The following is a 15,224-nucleotide window of genomic DNA, read 5'->3' on the forward strand; positions in this document are numbered from 1 at the left end:
TTCAGTATTGAAAAATCTCCCCCGTGGGGCTATTTTCCATACTGGAAAACATCGTCGTTGGAGGGGACCGCTATGCCGGACGTACGAGTGGAGCAGGTGGAGGGGGGCCGGAAGATTGCGGTACACGCCCCGTACAACGCGCAGTTCAACGCCCGCGCCAAGGAGGAGCTGGACGGCCGGTGGAACAAGCCGGTGCACGGCGCCTGGAGCTTCGACGCCCGCGACGAACTGCGCGTCCGGGCGCTGCTGCGGGTCATCTTCGGCACGGACGGCGAGGAGGGCGACGTGGTGACCGTGCGCGTACGGCTGGCCGACCACATGGTCGGGCGCGACCGGGCGGAGTTCGCCGGACGGGAGATCGCCGTGCGTCCGAGCCGCGACCGACCGGTGCAGTTCGCCCGGGGCGTCGTCCTGGTCGAGGGGCGGCTGCCCGCCGGCGGAGGCAGTATGCGCTACCCCGAGATCAACGCCGGCGATGACGTGGTGGTGGAGATCCGCGACCTGCCGCGCGGAGCGCTTCAGGTCGAGGACGAGGGCACCTACGAGATCGTGGCGGACGACCGTCCGGTGGACGCGGCGGCCCTGCGGGCGGAGCGCGCGCGTCTGCTGGCCCGCGTCGCCCAGATCGACGCCCTGATGGAAGGCCAGGCATGAAGACGCTGCCCACCGCCCTGTTCGTGCAGGGCCTCGATGACCACATGCCGGTCCGGCCGCTGCGTGCGGCGCTCGCCCGCGTCGCCACCTGGCCCGCCGAGGGCGGCCGCACCCACGCGGACCTGACCGTTTATCCCGTGCACCAGGACCGGGCCAGCGCCGCGCGCTGGTACGAGGTGTGGTGGACCCACCGCACCGTCACCGCGGTGCCCGACAGCCCCTGGGAGGAAAGCGAAACCCATCTTGAAGTCGCCGTCGTACGCATCGGGCGCCTGGCCGTCCTGCCCGCCCCGCCCGTCATCCCCGTCGAGCAGCGCCTGGCCGCCGCTCCGCCCGTGGACATCAGCCACCTGACCGAGGCCGAGCTGAGGCTCCTGGGCGGTGCGGACAGGGCCCGTGAGCGCGCGGAGCGCGACCAGCAGTACGCCATCACCCAGGACCGGACGGTCGACGTCTACGACTGGCACGCCTACGCTGCCACGGTCGTCGACCAACTGGCCGCCCCCGCACGCTCCTTGACCCCAGGGCAGCGCGCCGCCGCCGCCCTGGCACGCTACTTCGACGCCCAGCGGGCCGAGCTGGCCGCCCGCCAGTCCGTACTCGGCATGACCGCCAACGCACTGGAGGCCGACGACCTGGCGCCGCTGGAGCATCTGGGTCAGGTGACGCCGCTGCTCGATCCGGCCCTGGTCACCGAGCACGCGGTGGCCGAGGCCATCGCCCGCACCCCGTGGGCCCCGCAGGCCCCCGGCCGCCGAGGTCGCCCCGCCATCGGCCCGCAGTTCAGCATCTCCTTCCAGAAGGATTTGCTGGCCCGCGTCGACGCTGCGGCGGACCGTGCCGGCTTGTCCCGTGCCGCCTGGCTGCGTCAGGCGGCCGCGGCAGAGGCCGCCCGCGCTGAACAGCGCGCCACCCTCGTGGACTGAAGTGCGTCATGCCGCGGGCCCGTACGGAAGTCCGTACGGGCCCGCAGCATGACCTGCTGTGTTCAGAGCTCGGGCGAAGGTTCCGGGCCCTGTGCCGTCCCGTGTACGGCTTCGACCTCGGCTCGGTGGTAGAGCGGCCAGTCCCGGCCCTGGCTGTCGCGGCCCGTGGCGGCCGACTCGATCCGGTGGCGTTTCAAGAAGTTCCGCGCGGTCACCTCCGGCCGCGTGGCGCGATTTTGAAGGATGGCCCCGGCGGGCTGCGTAGGGGCGTGGGGCGCTGACGGGTCAGCCGGGGACCTCACCGGCGCTGTCGGCTGCCTCGGGGCGCTGGCCGCGCCCGGTCAGCGCCGCTACGCGCTGCGGGGAAAGGGGTTCGCGGTCGGGCAGGGCGCGCTCGGCCAGGCGCCAGCAGGCAGAGCAGAGCGGGACTCGGTCATCGGTGCGCACCATCGCGCTGCGCGCTTTGCGGCGGGTGGACGGTGTCTCGCACATCAGGTCGCCCGCTTCGCGCACCATGGGGCGTCCCGCGTTGCTGCGGATCTGGAAAGCCTGGGGTGTCCGCATGTGCACGACGGACGTCATGGACAGGTAGGCCCAGGCTTCCAGCGTCACGTGGTGGCGGTCGCGGACGGCGTGCTGCAGGGACAGCCAGTCGGCGGCGACCACCCAGTACGGGACGTCGTCGCCCCACCAGTCCCTGCGCTGCCCGGCCCAGAGGCCGAAGGCCCACAGCTCGGACTCGTCGTCGCCGCTGGGCCGCGGCTTGTCCCAGCGCTCCTCGGTGACCGTGGCGAAATGCGCTGCGCCGGGCGGGAGAGCGGGCTCGGATTCTTCCGGCGCCACGGCGGCCCGCGCCGCCGCGGCCGCGAGCTGCACGAGGTCCAGGACGGCGCGGGACAGGGCCGGTCCCGGCTTCAGCGGACGGGTGCGCAGGACCGCGTCAGTGTGCCTGCGCAGCTCCAGCAGCGCCTCTTCCACGGTGCTGTGGGCCTCGCCTGCGGTGGTGTCCATCGGTGCCCCTCGTGTTCGATGACGCGGCTATTCGGCGAGGTCGGTGCGCTTGCCCTGGCCGGGGCGGGCGGCTGCGGCGGCGCGCACGGCTTCGGCCCGGTAGGTGGTGCGGGGGCGTCCGTCGGGGCCTACCTGGTGCACGGCTTTCACGCCCGCGCGGGCCATCGCCTTGCGGGCGCTGGCCGTGGCCTTGCGGGCCTCGCCGGTGTAGCCGAGGTGTTCGGCGACCTGGGCGGCGGTCCAGCGCTCGTCACCCAAGGTGTCGGGAGCTCCGGCGAGCGCGTCGCCGGCGGGGGCGTACCGCACGCTCCAGCCGGGGGCGGGAGCGTCGTCCCACAGGTGCCCGGGCAGGATACGGACGTCGTCCGGGCCGGGCACGAGGCGGCCGTCCATGAGGGTGCGGCCGCCCGTGCCGTGTCCGAGGACGTACGCCTGGATCTCCTGGTGCAGGGTTTCGGCGGTGGCGGCCGTGGCCGGGTGCTGCCAGGTGCTGCCCCAGTCGTCGCTCTCCCAGCGCAGCAGGGGATAGTTCGGTGCGAGGAGTTCGGGGTGCAGCCAGCGCGGGTTGGCCAGGATGCTGAAGACGCGGCCCCAGGAGGCGGGGACGACGGGCGTCTCGTAGACGTTGAGGGCGACGCGTTCCCAGTCGCTGATGCTGCGGCCGAGGGTGTACTGGCCGCGGGCAACGTCCCACCAGGCGCGGAGCCGCACGGGTCCGTGCGTGACGTCCAGGTAGTAGGCGTTGCGGTGAGGGCTCTTGTGCACCAGGGCGTGGTCGGGGTCGTGGGGCAGGGGCACGCCGGCCTGGTTGAGGTCGGCGAGCAGTCCCCAGACCTGGGCGGGCATCTGGCGGGGCGAGGTGCAGGGGACGGGACTGTCCATGGGGGCTCCCAGCGTCGGCGGATTCGACCTGCCATCAACTTTGTCTCACGTGAGACAAAGTCGGCAAGCGGTTCGGGCACACCGACACAACTCCCGCACACACGACGGATCTTGGTGCGGCGAACCACTGGATAACGCAGCAGGGGCCGCCCAGGTCGGGCGGCCCCTGCGGGTGTGTGGGCTTCGTCAGCCCGGTGTGCTCCAGCGGCCCGTCCGGCAACCCGTGACGAAGGCGGTGAATGCGGTCCGGGGGAACAGCAGGGGCCGACGGTTGGTGTCCTTCGAGTCGCGTACGGCTACCGTGTCGGCGTGCTCGGCGACCTGAACGCATTCGTTGTCGGCCGCACTGTGGGAGCTCTTTCGCCAGGTGGCGTGGGCGAGTTGCCCGGCGGACAGATCGCGGGTGGTCATTGGGCTCACTCCTCGCTCGTCGTGGTCGGCAGACGGCCGGTGGCAGTCGGGTTTCCGCTGTCCCGGGAATCCACGGCTGAGCGGCTGCCCCGGCGACGTCGTTGTCCGGTCAGCCTGCCGCGGGGGCGTCGGCCGGCCCGTCGCCGCTGTTGCACGCGACCGTACGCCGGGCGGGCGCCCCGGTGTAGAGCGGACGTGCAAACGGTGATGGGCCGGCCCGATCGGGCCGGCCCATCACCGTTTGTCCGGTCAGGCAGGGAGGTTGAATTCCCCCTTGGCCGCCCCGTCGATGAAGCATTCCCAGACGAGCCGGGTCACGATGAACGGCGGGTTGCCCAGGTCTTCGTTGTCGCGCAGAGCCACGCGTCCGTCGTCCAGGTGGGCGACTTCCAGGCAGCCGCCGTTCGCGCTGGAGGCTGTGCTCTTGAACCAGCGGGCGTTGTCGAGGACGAGGTCGAGGTCGGCGGCGGGTGTGCGGCCGCCGGTCGGGCTGGTCATTTTCCGATCTCCTTCGCAGCGCGTTCGATGAGCGCGCGTGAGTTTCTGCGGTCGAGGGCCGCAGCCGTCAGCAGGTCGAATGTCTTGGTGAACCGGCGGGCGTCACGCTCTTTTTCCAGGTAGAGGTTCCCGGCCGCGCTGTCCACGTAGACCACTGTGGGGTCGTCGGCGAAATGGAGGAGTGTGAAGGCGCCGGCCAGTCCGGCGTTGTCCTCTTGCGAGAGGGGCACCACCTGGACGGTGACGTTCGGCAGTTCCGCCATGTCGTGGAGGTGTCTGAGCTGATCGTGCATGACGTCCGGGCCGCCGATGGGGCGGCGCAGCACGTTCTCGTCCAGAATCGCCCACAGCTCCAGGGGGCCGGTGCTGCGGTGCAGCAGCCGCTGGCGCCCTTCGCGCAGGTGCACCAGGTCTTCGACGTCGTCCGGCCGGTGGCTCCTGGGTGAGTTGAGCACTGCCCGGCTGTACTCCGGCCGCTGCAGCAGCCCGGGCACGAGCAGCGGTTCCCAGGCGCGTTCGGTGGTGGCGTCGGTCTCCAGCCCGATGAACACCTCAAGGTCGGGCGGCAGTGTCCAGGCTTCCCACCAGCCGGGTTTCTGGCTGCGGCTGAGCATCGTGAGAAGGCGTTGCACGGTGCGGTCGTCGGTGACGCCGTACAGGGCGCACAGGCGGTTGACGTCGTCCTCGCGGACCGCGACCGTGCCACGCGCGCGTTCAATCTTGCTGATGCGCGTGTGGTCGCAGCCCAACGCGGCCGCCGCATCCTTGAGTTCCTTGCCGGCGGCCGTCCTGAGCGACCGTAGTTCCTTGCCCAGTGAGCGCCTGTGCACCGTAGGACTGCTCGGTTCTGTGTCCATCCCCGCCCTTGACCTCCGTCGCCCGCGCTGACGTGGCGCACTTGCTGAGTTCCAGTCTGCCGTATCCCCCGGACGCGCTGCACACATCGGGTCTGATCCCTCCCCTGGCGTCGAAACTGCGTACGAGCAAGTGCTCGGCACTTGCTGAGCACTTGCGAAGCACTTGATGGAGGGCCACTCTAGAACCAATCCAACACAAGGTGTAGCGACTCGATCACATGCAGTTGATCTTGAGTCGTGTGGTGAACAGGAGCGCGCGATGCGGCACCCGCCGGTACGTGAGTACGACCTGATCAGCGGCATTCCGGACCTCAAACGCTTGCGGGGGGACGCCTGCATTGACTGCGGAGCCTCGCGCGCTGCCGTGGAGTTGGTCCGAAGCGGATCGGCACGGGTCGCCTTCGAGGGCACGCACAGCGATTGGGACGTGTTCCACTGCAAGAACGGCTGCAAGGGGGCGGGTCAATGACGCGTCCTACCACTGCCGGCGCCCTGTGGCTGGCATCCGCTCATCCCTCTCCCATGACGGTCTGGCACCAGTGGCACCAGAACTCCGGGCTCGCGGTGCTGCCTGCCGGGGTCCGGTGGGACGGGATCCGGATCGGCTGCCGCCTGGCCGTCGAAGTCCTGCGTGAGCTGCGCGCAGTTGAACGTGCGGGCGCCCCTGTCCTGTGGGGATTTTGCGAGGGCCGCCCCCGCGCCTACCTCCTCGTGCCGCCCGGCACCGCCCGGACGTGGCACGAGCCGCGCGCCCGGGCCATCGGCGCCGGCGGGTGGCTGGCCATGCCCCGCCCGGGAGTCGCCAGCCACGACCCCGACCACGTCAGGTGGGGGCCGGCTCCCGACGGGTCCGGCCGCCTGGCCGACCCGGACGCCCTGCGCACCGTCATCCGCCGCGTGCACGAGGGGGAGTGGTGAGCGCTCACCCCGCCCGGCCCGAGCTGGCCGTGGCCCCGCCGCAGGGCCTCGCCACGCCGCCGCGACAGATGGAGAAATGGGTTTTCCGCCGGTTGGACCCCGAGCCGGCCGCCCGCGCCTATCTGAAGGTCGCCGTGACCCTGCGATGGGGCTGGGGCCTGCCCGCCGCCGTCGCGGACACCGCCGGGAAGGCGGTCAGCGCACTGGTGGACAACGCGTTGCGCCACACGTTCAGTCACAAGATCGCGGCAGCCGTCTCGGTGACCGGCGACCAGGTCACCGTCGCGGTGCTGGACCGGGGCCCCTCGCGCTTTTTCCCCCCGCCCGAGCAGTACGGCCGCGGACTGCGCTACGTCGACCAGCACGCCGAGACCTGGGGGCACGGTTTCCTGTGCGGCGGCACGCTGGTACGCGCTACTTTCCGCATCGGCGCGTCCGCGCACACGGAGGCATCGTGACCACGGCCCGCGACCCGTACACCAGCGCCGACCGCATCCTGCTGGTGGCCGTCAAGGACGGACTGGCCCGGCTGCTGCGGCGCGAGACCCACCCCGGGGAAGAGGCCGAGCTGACCCCCGCTGAGCTGTGGGCGCGCACCTACGCGGCGCACTTCACCCCCCGGCCCCCACCGCCCGCTGCGAAGAACTCCTAGAGCTCCCTGGCCGTCGCCCCCGCAGCCCCTGCGGATGGCGGCGCAGGGCGGCGGGCCGGAAGCCCAGACCCCGCGACCGGACCGCCATCAGCCGCAGGCCCGCCAGGAGCAGGCCATCGGCTCCCGGCCCCGGACGGTTCGCCGAGCCGTCCGGGGCCGTTCTACGTACACACCCGTGACCACGAGGAGAACGAGACCATGAGCGACCCGAACCCCCGCTGCGCGGCACCTGGCGCCGCCGTCATCAGCGAAGCGCTGCGCCGACTCGACCAGGCCAGGACCTCCGGTGCCCGTGTCCGCTGGCTGGCCGCCCTGGAGTGGGGGTGTGACGTCGTCACCAACGCCGCCGCGCGCCTGGAGTCTGTCCCGTCCCGGAGCGCCCGGTGATCGCCCACGTGCACCGGGCCAAGGGCGCCCGCGCCATCGGGGCTCACCCTGGCGAGTATGGCCCGTTCGGACCGTACCCGGGCCCGGACCAGGACGACGAGGGCGACGTCGTCCAGGACGACGAGGAGGCGTCCCGGTGAGCGCCGCGCAGGGCAGGCGGTGGGCTGCTTGCGTCGCCCTCGCCGGTCTCGTACTCACCCTGACGGGGTGCAAAGCGGGATACCCGGCTGGGGCCGAAGGCCGGGTCGTCGACCAGATCAACGTCTATGACCCGGCCACCAAGACCAGGGCCTACAAACTCACGACCGCGACACCCAGCGGCCAGCGGACGACCTTTCAAGTGCACATCACGGTGTACGACAACTGCCCGCGTGGCTCTCGCTACCCGAGCTGCGCCGCCCACTGAATTTCAGCAGTCCGCGCCCGGACTACCGGGCCGCCGTTACGGAAGGGAGCAATCAGCGTGGATCGGGTCTACATGAACCGGTGTGAAGGGGAGCGCCGCATCCATATCGAGATCGAGGAACCGGAGGTTGCCGAACTGCTCACTGCAGGGCCGGAGTCGACGGCCGCTCGCCGGTTGCAGGAGATCTTGGCCGAGGCTCACCGTGCCTTCGGAGGCCGGTGACCGGTCCGGCCGTCCAGGACTGCTGCCGAAAAAGCCCGTACGGAAGTCGTTCCGTACGGGCTTTTTCGTGCAAGGCCGCACACTCAGGACGGCCCGCTGACTCATGAAGGCGCGCCGGGTGCTGTCAGTGCGGCGTAGTCGACCAGGGGCATACGCGCGGCCAGGAGCTGCCCGCCGCGCGCGGCCTGCTCCAGCAGGCGGTGCTGCTCGGCGGTGTCACGGCTCGCGGGATCGAGGCCAGCGGGGCCGACGTAGAGAGCGACCGTTCCGCAGGCGAGCGCGGTTTTGCTCCAGCCGGACGGCAGATGCACCGGGCCGGAGTACAGGACTTCGCCGCGGCCGCCGGCGACAGACAGCAAGCTGGTGTCCGTCGCCGGTCCGGATAGGACTGCGGCCCAGTGCTCGGCTGGCGGCGGCGCGCTGCTCGTGTCGCTGACGAGGGCGAAGCCGCATTCCTGCAGGTACGGCGACATGACCGAGACCAGTTCGGTGTTGGCCTCGTGGCTGACGAAGGTCGGGCACATCTGCTCAGCGGCCAGTACCGGCAGGCGATGGCCGCTCACGGGTGGGGGGAGGACCGCCATCTGGAAGTCGTCGGAGGTGGGGTTCTCCGGGGCTTCGCTGACGAGGGTGGTCACTCGGGAGGCGCCGCACTTCGGGTGCACGAAGAACACCCGAAGTGTCTCCGGCACTTTGGGGTCGGGGGTGACCACGACGTTCACCGTCTTGGTCGAGATCCATTTCGTGCACAGCGCGCACTGCGCCCTTTGGCCTTCTTTGCGGGCCTGGGCGACGCCGTCCGGGCCGAGGAGCTGCTGGACGTCGGTGGACATGTGGACAGTGGCCATCACGGCCTCCTGGGGGTGGGGGAGCACGCCTGATCGCGTATCCGGTCGTCTCCAGTGTCGAGCTCCGCGCACGTCCGGTGGGCGGGTTTGCCGAACAGGTGGCGGCCGTCGGCTTCTGTTCCGTCCGGGCCTGGTTGTGCTGGTGACCTCGGGGCGCGGTGCCCGTTGGGCAGGTATGACGAGGGCAACGGCGCCGGGGTCGGCGGCTGAGGTGGTGGCGGGGGCGTGGGAGATCGTGAGCGTGCGCTGCCGGGTGTGCGGGGGGATGGGGCGTGCGGTGACCATGTCCGATCCGCTCGGGCCGATCATGGCTGAGGCGGCGGACCATTTGGCGAGTGCGCATCCCGGTGCCGGGCCGCTGCTGACGGCGGTGGACATCGTCGCGTCGTACGCCATGGCCGGGGTGGTTGGTGGCCCGGAGTGGATCGTAGATCTGAACCGGCGGTTGCCGCGGGCATTCTGATCACACCGTGAAGCCGGCGAGGCGGGAGTTCGGTGGCCGACCGTGAGGCGACGCTGAAGGCGGGGTTCCTCGGCGACAGTTCGGCACCATCGTTTTCCTGGCCGGCCGTGCCCCCACTGCCGCCGCCGACGGTGGGGGCAGTGGGGGCAGTGGGGGCAGTGGGGGCTTACGGTGCCTCCGGCTGCCTGCGGCGGGCGTCGCGTTCCGCCCGTTTCTGCTGCTGCCACCGTGTCCGGGGGACGTTCTTGGGGCGCTCACGTTCCCACTGCGCTTCCTCGGCGGCGTCTGCGGCGTGGGGCCCGGCGTGCTCGGTGGCGATTCGTGTGTAGTCCAGTGCCAGTGCCACCGTCGCCAGGACGGCGCTGGCCAGGCGCGGGTCGTCAAGATCAGCGGCCGCCGCGCTGTACGCCACCGGGAAGGAGATCTCCGGGCGCGGGTTGCGCATCTCCCATTCGACGTGGCCGCGCACCTGGGCGTCCACGACCCTGGGCACCAGGAGCGTGGCATGGGCGCGGACCTCGCGCTGCAGCGAGGTGTCGTGTGTGTCCTCGCGGTTGAGGTGGTCCTCGGGGCCGACCGTGACGTGCACGTCGTAGCCGCCCCAGGTGTAGCGGGCGGTCCGGTCGGTGTCCAGGAGCACGGCGGGCAGGGGGGTGCCGGTGCTGTACGGGCGGGCCTGGCGCAGCCCGGGGTAGGCGGCCGACACGGCGGCGGCGGTCTGCTCGGCGGGGTCGGGGACGGGCTCGGTCACGGCACTGCCTCTCGTGCGGGGGCTCGGGTCAGTGCCCCAGCGGGGCACGCTGGGGCCGTCCCTGCGCCGGACAGCAGGGGAGGCGGGCACGAACAGCTCCGCATGAGCGGGTACCGCGGATCGGTGTGCGTGCGGACACGGTCGTATCCGGGTCAGCCCCGCCTGCGCGGGGACGAGGGGCAGCCGCACCAACTTGGCGGCCCTGGAGGGCGGTTCAGAGCGCTGCCCCCTTCATCGTAGAGGGGGCGAGTCCCGTCTACGTCCGGGTGAGGGAACAGATCGCCGGCTGCGGGCCCGGGCCTGCGTGTTCGGGGCCGGGAATGCCTCGGGCGGGGAAGCGGTTATTTTAAGGTTGCACGAAAGGACTGACACCATGACCACCCCTGCGCCGGCCGCCGATGCCCCCCTCGTGTACCCCAAGAGCGAAGAGGGGCGGTGCCGAACGTGTTTCACCGCTACGCACCGTTATGGGGTGGGTGGGAACCCTCTGTGCCCGGCCTGTAAGCGGGCCGCCAAGGAGCGTGCGGCCAAGAAGCCGGCCGCTTCGTGACTGTGCCCGGGCGGGTCGAGGAGCCGGAGCAGGCGCCGCCGTGGCAGGAGGGGGACGGGCCGCCGCCGCGGGTATGGTGCTGGCCTCCCGGTGACACACCGGCCCTGTACGTCAGCATCCGCCTCGGTGGCCGCGAAGTGCGCCGGTACGCGCCGGTGAGGGCGCGCCTGGACTATCCGGACGGCCGGGTGGCCTACCACGTCGACATCAAGATCACTGACGGTACGGTGCACCGTGCGTACTGGTGGCCCCAGCCTGGCTTGAGCGTCGCCCACCGCAGCACGTCCGCGCCGGCCGGCTGTGAGCCGACGCCGAAGACGGGACGGCCCGGCGGCAGAATCGACGCTGCCGACGCATGAGGACGTGCCCCTCCACCGGTGGGGGGGCACGTCCTGCTGTGTGGTCCGGTCCTGTCAGCTCAGGGCGGTGTGGTGTCGTCCAGGACGGTGCGGACGGCGTCTTTCCATCCGCTCAGGCCCGGGGGGTGGGCGCCGGGGGCGGTGGTGCGGGCGGCGGTGAGCAGGGCGGCGACGTCGTCGCCGGTGAGGCGGCGGACGCGCTCTTGGAGGTCGCGGGAGGGCTTTTGGAGGTAGCGGCCGCTTACGGCCTGGCGGGTCTGATGCAGGTCGGCGCCGATGGCCGGCCAGGTTACGTTGTGGCTCAGGGCGTGGGCGACGGCCAGGGGTTCGGCGAGGTCGGCGAGGTCGCGCAGTTGGCGGACGACGTGCAGGGCGGCGCGGGGGCGCTCGGCGGTGAGTTCTCCCAGAATCTCCGCGAGTTCGGCGACCAGCGTGCGGTGGTCCTCGGGGACGTGCGTACGCAGGGCCGGGGCCGCGTGTCCGTACTGCCAGTACTGGCGGGCGTCGTCGCCGGCCGCGCCCGCGCGGGACGGGTCGTAGGGGGTGGGCCGCCCGACCCAGCCGCACCGGCACGCCGGTTGCAGCGCCTGGGGCATCGGCAGGCCGTTGGCGTCCGGGCCGTTCCATGTGCCGCCGGGCGCCTCGGGGTTGTCGGTGAACTCGCGGTCGGCCCACCCGCCGCGACGGGGGTACTGGGGGTTGCTGCCGTCGTCCAGCAGCCCCCGGCAGTACCCCTCGTGCTGGGGCGGGTCGGTATCGGCGGGGTGGGTCCAGGTCACGGCCGTACCTCCGGCTGCGCCCGGGCGGGCACGGCGCCGGGCTGGCCGTCGCGCCATTCGGTGTCACCGCTGTCGTGGACGTCGCCGGGGTGGCCGGGCTCGTCCTCGCACTGCTGCCACTGGCCCAGCATCTCGGGCAAGAACGCCCCGATTTCGTGCGGGAGGTACAGCGCGCTGCACGTGTGCGGGTCCGGCTCGGGCGGCGGGAGGAAGAGGCCGGCGGCCGCCAGGGCGTCCCAGCTGATCTCGTCGGCGACCTCGCCGCGGACGCCGTGGCACCGGGCGGCGGTGCGGACGCTGTCGTGCACGGCGCGCATCTCCCGGTGGCTGAGGATGCGCATCGGCGCGGGGAGGCGCGGGAGGCCGGGCGTCCGGTGGACCGGTTCCGGTGTGCCCGACTCGTCGGGTGTCAGGTTCTGCGTCATGACACCACCTTGGCAAGAATTCTTGCTCAACACAATACTGCGCAAGATTTCTTGACAAACGGAGAGGGTGGTTTTGCTTCGCCGGGGGCTGTTCGGTCCCCGCTGGGGTGAGTGTGCAGGCCATTGACGGCGCAGCTCGGGACCGCACCGTCACAGTAGGAGCACCGTTCGAGCGAGGGGGCAGGGGTGAGGTTCGTACGATGTCGGGGGCGTTGGCTGTTCGCTGTGGGGTCTGCCGGGCCGCGGCCGGGTCTGTCTCCGTATGCGGTGCTGGCGCGGCGCGGATATCCGCTGACCGGCGCTGCGCTGACTCTGGTGCTGCTCGGCGGCCTGGGCCTGGTCGTGGTGGCGCCCGCTGCGGCTGCCGCGCTGGCCGGCCTGGTGCTGCTGCCGGTGAGTTGGTACCTGGACCGGAACCGCGCGCGGCGGGGCGCAGGTGGTGAGTAGGCCGCCGGTACGGGTCAGAAGCTGTACCGGAGACGCATGCGCTCCAACCGGGCCAGTCGGTGCGGACGTGCATGGCCGCACTCACACGGTCCTGACGGCTGGCTCAAGCACAGGCTGTTCGTGGTGGGTGGCCTACCACGCCGGCTGACCGCGAGCGGGCTCGGCAGCGGGCCGGACCAGCGGCAGCGCTGCCGACGCGTAGGGGCCCCGGCTTGTGCGCCGGGCTCGCCTGACCTGGGTCATGGCCGCTGTGAGGGGATCAGGTACGCCTGGGCTGCCTGGTAAGCCGCTACACGGCGGGGGAGCAGCCGCCGGACTTCGGCCGCTCGGAGGGCGAGGGGCATGACCTTTTCAACGGCCAGTTCCTGTCCGCTTGGGCTGCTCATGAGACGGGTGATTTCCTCGGCCACGGCGGCGTTGCTGATCAGCGTGACGTCGTAGTACTGCCGTACTGCTTCGGGTACCCCGCACATGCAGCCGTCGCATACGGCACCGCTCACGTTCGGTGTGGGGTAGACGAAGACGAGCGGGGCGCAGTCGTGTTCGACCGGGGTGTTGCAGTACCAGCAGGGCAGCGGTGTCGGGTCTTCCATCCATTCCACGGCGTACAGATCGGCGGGTGTCCGGCGTCGTGGTGAGGGGTTCGAGCACATGCCGTGTTCAACGAGCCACACGTGAGTGCAGCTACGAAGCGAAGGGGCAGGGCCCGTTCGGGTGGGCGGGTACGGCGTCGGCCGCTCGGGTGCGTCTGGCGGGTGGTCGGCGGCCGGTGACTGGAAGGGCGGGGGCGCCGTACTCGGGCGTGGGTGCCGACGTCGACGGGGCCCGGGTGGGGCCGGCGTTGTCGTTCGGTTCTCGGTGGAGTTCGGTCGGGTGCTCGCTTTCGTGGGTGGCTGGGTCGGGAGATTCGGGCAGTGGGTTATCCGTCATGCCGTCACTCTGGCAGGTGATCTTTCGGGCTTCCATTTTCGTGGCAACGCTCGTTGCCACGAAAGGTGATGGGTATATGGAAGGCGGTAGGCCAGGCATCCGGATGCCTGGCCTACCGCCTTTAGTGGGTGTTCTGGTCTACTTGAGGATGAGGTCTTGGGGCACGAGACCTTCCTCCACCATTTTCTTCAGGTACCGCTGGGCGCTGCGTGCTCCCACGGGTACCCGGTCGTCTTCGGCGATTTGCGTGCCATTGAACGGCCGCTGCTGCCGGACGAATTCCATGACGACCTCTACGGCCTTTTGGTAGTTGTCCTGCCGGGCCCGGGCGGACTCGGCTTCCTGGCGCTCCTGGCGCTCCTCGCTGGTTTCGATGGCGGGTGCGGAGGTGGGTGTGGGGAGGACGGATCCGGTGAGGGTGGGCTGGACTGCCTGCTGGGGGGTGTCGCCGAGGGGTTCGGGCTCGTTGGTGGCGCCCAGAGGCAGGGCGGTCTGTTCGTCGGGGTTCTGCAGCTCGCGCTGTTCGGGCTGCTGCTCCGGAAGAGCGGTCGGCGGTTCTGCGGGGGCCGGGGCGGGCCCCTCGTTGCGGCTGAGGGCGATCCGCGGGGCCGGGGAGATGCCGGGCAGTTCGCCGTGTTCCTTGTAGTGGGCTACGGACTCCGGGGTGAGCGTGCCGAGGCGCAGTTCGACCTTGAGGTCGAGGGGGGCGGTGAAGCGCCAGCGGCGGCCGTTGTAGTGGCGGCGCAGGGCGGCGATCGTCCGCAGGCGCTGGGCCCGGAGGGCGAGGCCGCGGTTGTAGCGCTTGACGTCCCATAGCCGCATGTGGCGCTGGATCTGGAAGGTGGCCAGGGGCTCGTAGAGCCATCGGCTCAGGGGGATACGGTCGGGGCGCTTGCCGCTGACCACGTTCAGGCGCACGCGGAAGACGTGGGCCATGATCTCGGTGAAGGCGACCCAGAGGGAGGGCAGGGCGGCGTGGGCCACCTGGGCGGTCACGTTCGTGGTTGAGGTGACGTTCAGGTAGATGGTGACGCCGGTCAGGACGTAGGGGAACCAGCGGACCCAGGCCAGCTCCATGTCCATCCGGACCAGGACGAGGTAGGCCAGCCCGAAGACGGGGATGGAGATGTCGACGGCGAGCGGTACGAGTGCGGGGTGATGGACGCCGGCGGCTTTCATGTGCGCCGTGACGTTGCCGAAGCTCATGTACAAGCCGATGGCCCCGACGGCTGCCGCGCCCAGGCTGATAGCCATCATGGCGATCCAGTCGGTCTTGGTGACCTTGGGCATCGTCCAGGAGGAGGTCTCCTCCTGGACGTCCGCAGCACCGTCGGCGGCCGGCGCTTCAATGCTCTCCATCCTGCCTCCTCCTGTCAGCCCGTCATGATCCCGTGACCGGCTAAGTGTTCATGGTAGTCGTCATGACCCATGGGATACATGGGACTTGATGAGAAAACTGTATCGAACTCACACCATAAAGGCAAGCGGGCGCACCCGAGATAGGCGAAAAAAGTCTCAGAATTCCCACGCACTAGCCTCACGATGCCCTATCATTAAAAGAAATACCCCCCACGAGTCAAATCGCTCCGGAAGGTGAGAGTGCGGCTACGCAATAAGCCCTAGGAATACTACCGAAGGCCCGTCACTTGAACGCGGATCAATTCCCGGACTTGAAAAGCGATTTGAGCCACACCTTTGCCCTGTATTTCCCATTCCCCTCGCGAAGCGAGGGGAATCCTTGAAGGCATTTCGCGAAGCGAAATGAAAGGGGTTTGAATAGCGGGGCGCTTTAGCGCTCCGCTCCTGGGTTTTGTATTCCTCGCAACGCGAGGAATTGAGCGCTAGCGG

The 15,224-nt window shown here is 70.5% G+C and carries 23 protein-coding genes; 12 read left to right on the plus strand and 11 right to left on the minus strand.

Annotated features, from left to right (window positions below; all coding sequences use genetic code 11):
- Positions 1 to 72 precede the first annotated feature (72 nt).
- Together ACZ4Z1_RS38500 and ACZ4Z1_RS38505 are read left to right on the plus strand one after the other, a co-directional pair.
- On the plus strand, positions 73 to 654 hold the full coding sequence (locus tag ACZ4Z1_RS38500) for a hypothetical protein (RefSeq protein WP_468491343.1): 582 nt from the start codon (positions 73 to 75) through the stop codon (positions 652 to 654).
- Positions 651 to 1,580: a hypothetical protein gene (locus ACZ4Z1_RS38505; RefSeq protein WP_468491344.1), complete on the plus strand. Its 930-nt coding sequence runs from the start codon at positions 651 to 653 to the stop codon at positions 1,578 to 1,580. The genes ACZ4Z1_RS38500 and ACZ4Z1_RS38505 overlap by 4 nt, the downstream gene beginning before the upstream one ends.
- A gap of 285 nt (positions 1,581 to 1,865) precedes the next feature.
- On the opposite strand, the gene ACZ4Z1_RS38510 is transcribed toward ACZ4Z1_RS38505, so the two are convergent.
- The 5 genes from ACZ4Z1_RS38510 to ACZ4Z1_RS38530 form a co-directional block, all read right to left on the minus strand.
- On the minus strand, positions 1,866 to 2,591 hold the full coding sequence (locus ACZ4Z1_RS38510; protein ID WP_468491345.1) for a hypothetical protein: 726 nt from the start codon (positions 2,589 to 2,591) through the stop codon (positions 1,866 to 1,868).
- 27 nt (positions 2,592 to 2,618) lie between these two features.
- Positions 2,619 to 3,473: a hypothetical protein gene (locus ACZ4Z1_RS38515; protein WP_468491346.1), complete on the minus strand. Its 855-nt coding sequence runs from the start codon at positions 3,471 to 3,473 to the stop codon at positions 2,619 to 2,621.
- A 186-nt stretch (positions 3,474 to 3,659) separates the two neighbouring features.
- Positions 3,660 to 3,884: a DUF397 domain-containing protein gene (locus ACZ4Z1_RS38520; protein ID WP_468491347.1), complete on the minus strand. Its 225-nt coding sequence runs from the start codon at positions 3,882 to 3,884 to the stop codon at positions 3,660 to 3,662.
- Between the two features lie 249 nt (positions 3,885 to 4,133).
- The gene (locus tag ACZ4Z1_RS38525) at positions 4,134 to 4,382 is read right to left on the minus strand and encodes a DUF397 domain-containing protein (RefSeq protein WP_468491348.1); all 249 of its coding nucleotides are present in this window, start codon (positions 4,380 to 4,382) and stop codon (positions 4,134 to 4,136) included.
- Positions 4,379 to 5,212 (minus strand): helix-turn-helix domain-containing protein, encoded by an 834-nt coding sequence (locus ACZ4Z1_RS38530; RefSeq protein WP_468491349.1) that lies wholly within the window; start codon positions 5,210 to 5,212, stop codon positions 4,379 to 4,381. The genes ACZ4Z1_RS38525 and ACZ4Z1_RS38530 overlap by 4 nt, the downstream gene beginning before the upstream one ends.
- 549 nt (positions 5,213 to 5,761) lie before the next feature.
- Here ACZ4Z1_RS38530 and ACZ4Z1_RS38535 point away from each other — a divergent pair.
- The 7 genes from ACZ4Z1_RS38535 to ACZ4Z1_RS38565 all read left to right on the plus strand — a co-directional run bounded on the left by ACZ4Z1_RS38535 (position 5,762) and on the right by ACZ4Z1_RS38565 (position 7,824).
- Entirely contained in the window at positions 5,762 to 6,157 is a 396-nt protein-coding gene (locus tag ACZ4Z1_RS38535) for a hypothetical protein (RefSeq protein ID WP_468491350.1), read from the plus strand.
- Positions 6,154 to 6,615: an ATP-binding protein gene (locus ACZ4Z1_RS38540; RefSeq protein ID WP_468491351.1), complete on the plus strand. Its 462-nt coding sequence runs from the start codon at positions 6,154 to 6,156 to the stop codon at positions 6,613 to 6,615. Before ACZ4Z1_RS38535 ends, ACZ4Z1_RS38540 begins: the two co-directional genes overlap by 4 nt.
- On the plus strand, positions 6,612 to 6,809 hold the full coding sequence (locus tag ACZ4Z1_RS38545) for a hypothetical protein (protein ID WP_468491352.1): 198 nt from the start codon (positions 6,612 to 6,614) through the stop codon (positions 6,807 to 6,809). Before ACZ4Z1_RS38540 ends, ACZ4Z1_RS38545 begins: the two co-directional genes overlap by 4 nt.
- A gap of 198 nt (positions 6,810 to 7,007) precedes the next feature.
- The gene (locus tag ACZ4Z1_RS38550; protein WP_468491353.1) at positions 7,008 to 7,196 is read left to right on the plus strand and encodes a hypothetical protein; all 189 of its coding nucleotides are present in this window, start codon (positions 7,008 to 7,010) and stop codon (positions 7,194 to 7,196) included.
- Positions 7,193 to 7,336, plus strand: a complete 144-nt coding sequence (locus tag ACZ4Z1_RS38555; protein WP_468491354.1) for a hypothetical protein — start codon at positions 7,193 to 7,195, stop codon at positions 7,334 to 7,336. The genes ACZ4Z1_RS38550 and ACZ4Z1_RS38555 overlap by 4 nt, the downstream gene beginning before the upstream one ends.
- Positions 7,333 to 7,602 carry a hypothetical protein gene (locus tag ACZ4Z1_RS38560; protein WP_468491355.1) on the plus strand — a complete coding sequence of 90 codons (270 nt, stop codon included), beginning with the start codon at positions 7,333 to 7,335 and terminating at the stop codon, positions 7,600 to 7,602. Before ACZ4Z1_RS38555 ends, ACZ4Z1_RS38560 begins: the two co-directional genes overlap by 4 nt.
- Positions 7,603 to 7,659: 57 nt before the next feature.
- Positions 7,660 to 7,824 (plus strand): hypothetical protein, encoded by a 165-nt coding sequence (locus ACZ4Z1_RS38565; RefSeq protein ID WP_468491356.1) that lies wholly within the window; start codon positions 7,660 to 7,662, stop codon positions 7,822 to 7,824.
- Between the two features lie 101 nt (positions 7,825 to 7,925).
- On the opposite strand, the gene ACZ4Z1_RS38570 is transcribed toward ACZ4Z1_RS38565, so the two are convergent.
- On the minus strand, positions 7,926 to 8,657 hold the full coding sequence (locus tag ACZ4Z1_RS38570; RefSeq protein ID WP_468491357.1) for a hypothetical protein: 732 nt from the start codon (positions 8,655 to 8,657) through the stop codon (positions 7,926 to 7,928).
- A gap of 292 nt (positions 8,658 to 8,949) precedes the next feature.
- Here ACZ4Z1_RS38570 and ACZ4Z1_RS38575 point away from each other — a divergent pair, with 292 nt between their 5' ends.
- On the plus strand, positions 8,950 to 9,135 hold the full coding sequence (locus ACZ4Z1_RS38575) for a hypothetical protein (RefSeq protein ID WP_468491358.1): 186 nt from the start codon (positions 8,950 to 8,952) through the stop codon (positions 9,133 to 9,135).
- A 166-nt stretch (positions 9,136 to 9,301) separates the two neighbouring features.
- Here the strand turns inward: ACZ4Z1_RS38575 and ACZ4Z1_RS38580 are convergent, their stop codons facing one another.
- Positions 9,302 to 9,886 (minus strand): hypothetical protein, encoded by a 585-nt coding sequence (locus ACZ4Z1_RS38580; protein ID WP_468491359.1) that lies wholly within the window; start codon positions 9,884 to 9,886, stop codon positions 9,302 to 9,304.
- 546 nt (positions 9,887 to 10,432) lie between these two features.
- Between ACZ4Z1_RS38580 and ACZ4Z1_RS38585 the strand changes: the two genes are divergently transcribed.
- Positions 10,433 to 10,795, plus strand: a complete 363-nt coding sequence (locus ACZ4Z1_RS38585) for a hypothetical protein (protein ID WP_468491360.1) — start codon at positions 10,433 to 10,435, stop codon at positions 10,793 to 10,795.
- 59 nt (positions 10,796 to 10,854) lie between these two features.
- Here ACZ4Z1_RS38585 and ACZ4Z1_RS38590 read toward each other — a convergent pair whose 3' ends face one another.
- Entirely contained in the window at positions 10,855 to 11,574 is a 720-nt protein-coding gene (locus tag ACZ4Z1_RS38590; RefSeq protein ID WP_468491361.1) for a hypothetical protein, read from the minus strand.
- Positions 11,571 to 11,999 carry a hypothetical protein gene (locus ACZ4Z1_RS38595; protein WP_468491362.1) on the minus strand — a complete coding sequence of 143 codons (429 nt, stop codon included), beginning with the start codon at positions 11,997 to 11,999 and terminating at the stop codon, positions 11,571 to 11,573. Before ACZ4Z1_RS38595 ends, ACZ4Z1_RS38590 begins: the two co-directional genes overlap by 4 nt.
- Before the next feature lie 267 nt (positions 12,000 to 12,266).
- Here ACZ4Z1_RS38595 and ACZ4Z1_RS38600 point away from each other — a divergent pair, with 267 nt between their 5' ends.
- Positions 12,267 to 12,446 (plus strand): hypothetical protein, encoded by a 180-nt coding sequence (locus tag ACZ4Z1_RS38600; RefSeq protein WP_468491363.1) that lies wholly within the window; start codon positions 12,267 to 12,269, stop codon positions 12,444 to 12,446.
- Between the two features lie 239 nt (positions 12,447 to 12,685).
- On the opposite strand, the gene ACZ4Z1_RS38605 is transcribed toward ACZ4Z1_RS38600, so the two are convergent.
- Positions 12,686 to 13,039: a hypothetical protein gene (locus tag ACZ4Z1_RS38605; RefSeq protein ID WP_468491364.1), complete on the minus strand. Its 354-nt coding sequence runs from the start codon at positions 13,037 to 13,039 to the stop codon at positions 12,686 to 12,688.
- Positions 13,040 to 13,514: 475 nt separating this feature from the next.
- Positions 13,515 to 14,735, minus strand: coding sequence for a DUF2637 domain-containing protein (locus ACZ4Z1_RS38610; protein ID WP_468491365.1), 1,221 nt, complete (start codon positions 14,733 to 14,735; stop codon positions 13,515 to 13,517).
- Positions 14,736 to 15,224: the final 489 nt, after the last annotated feature.

The organism is Streptomyces sp. NPDC030165 (genome assembly GCF_055573595.1).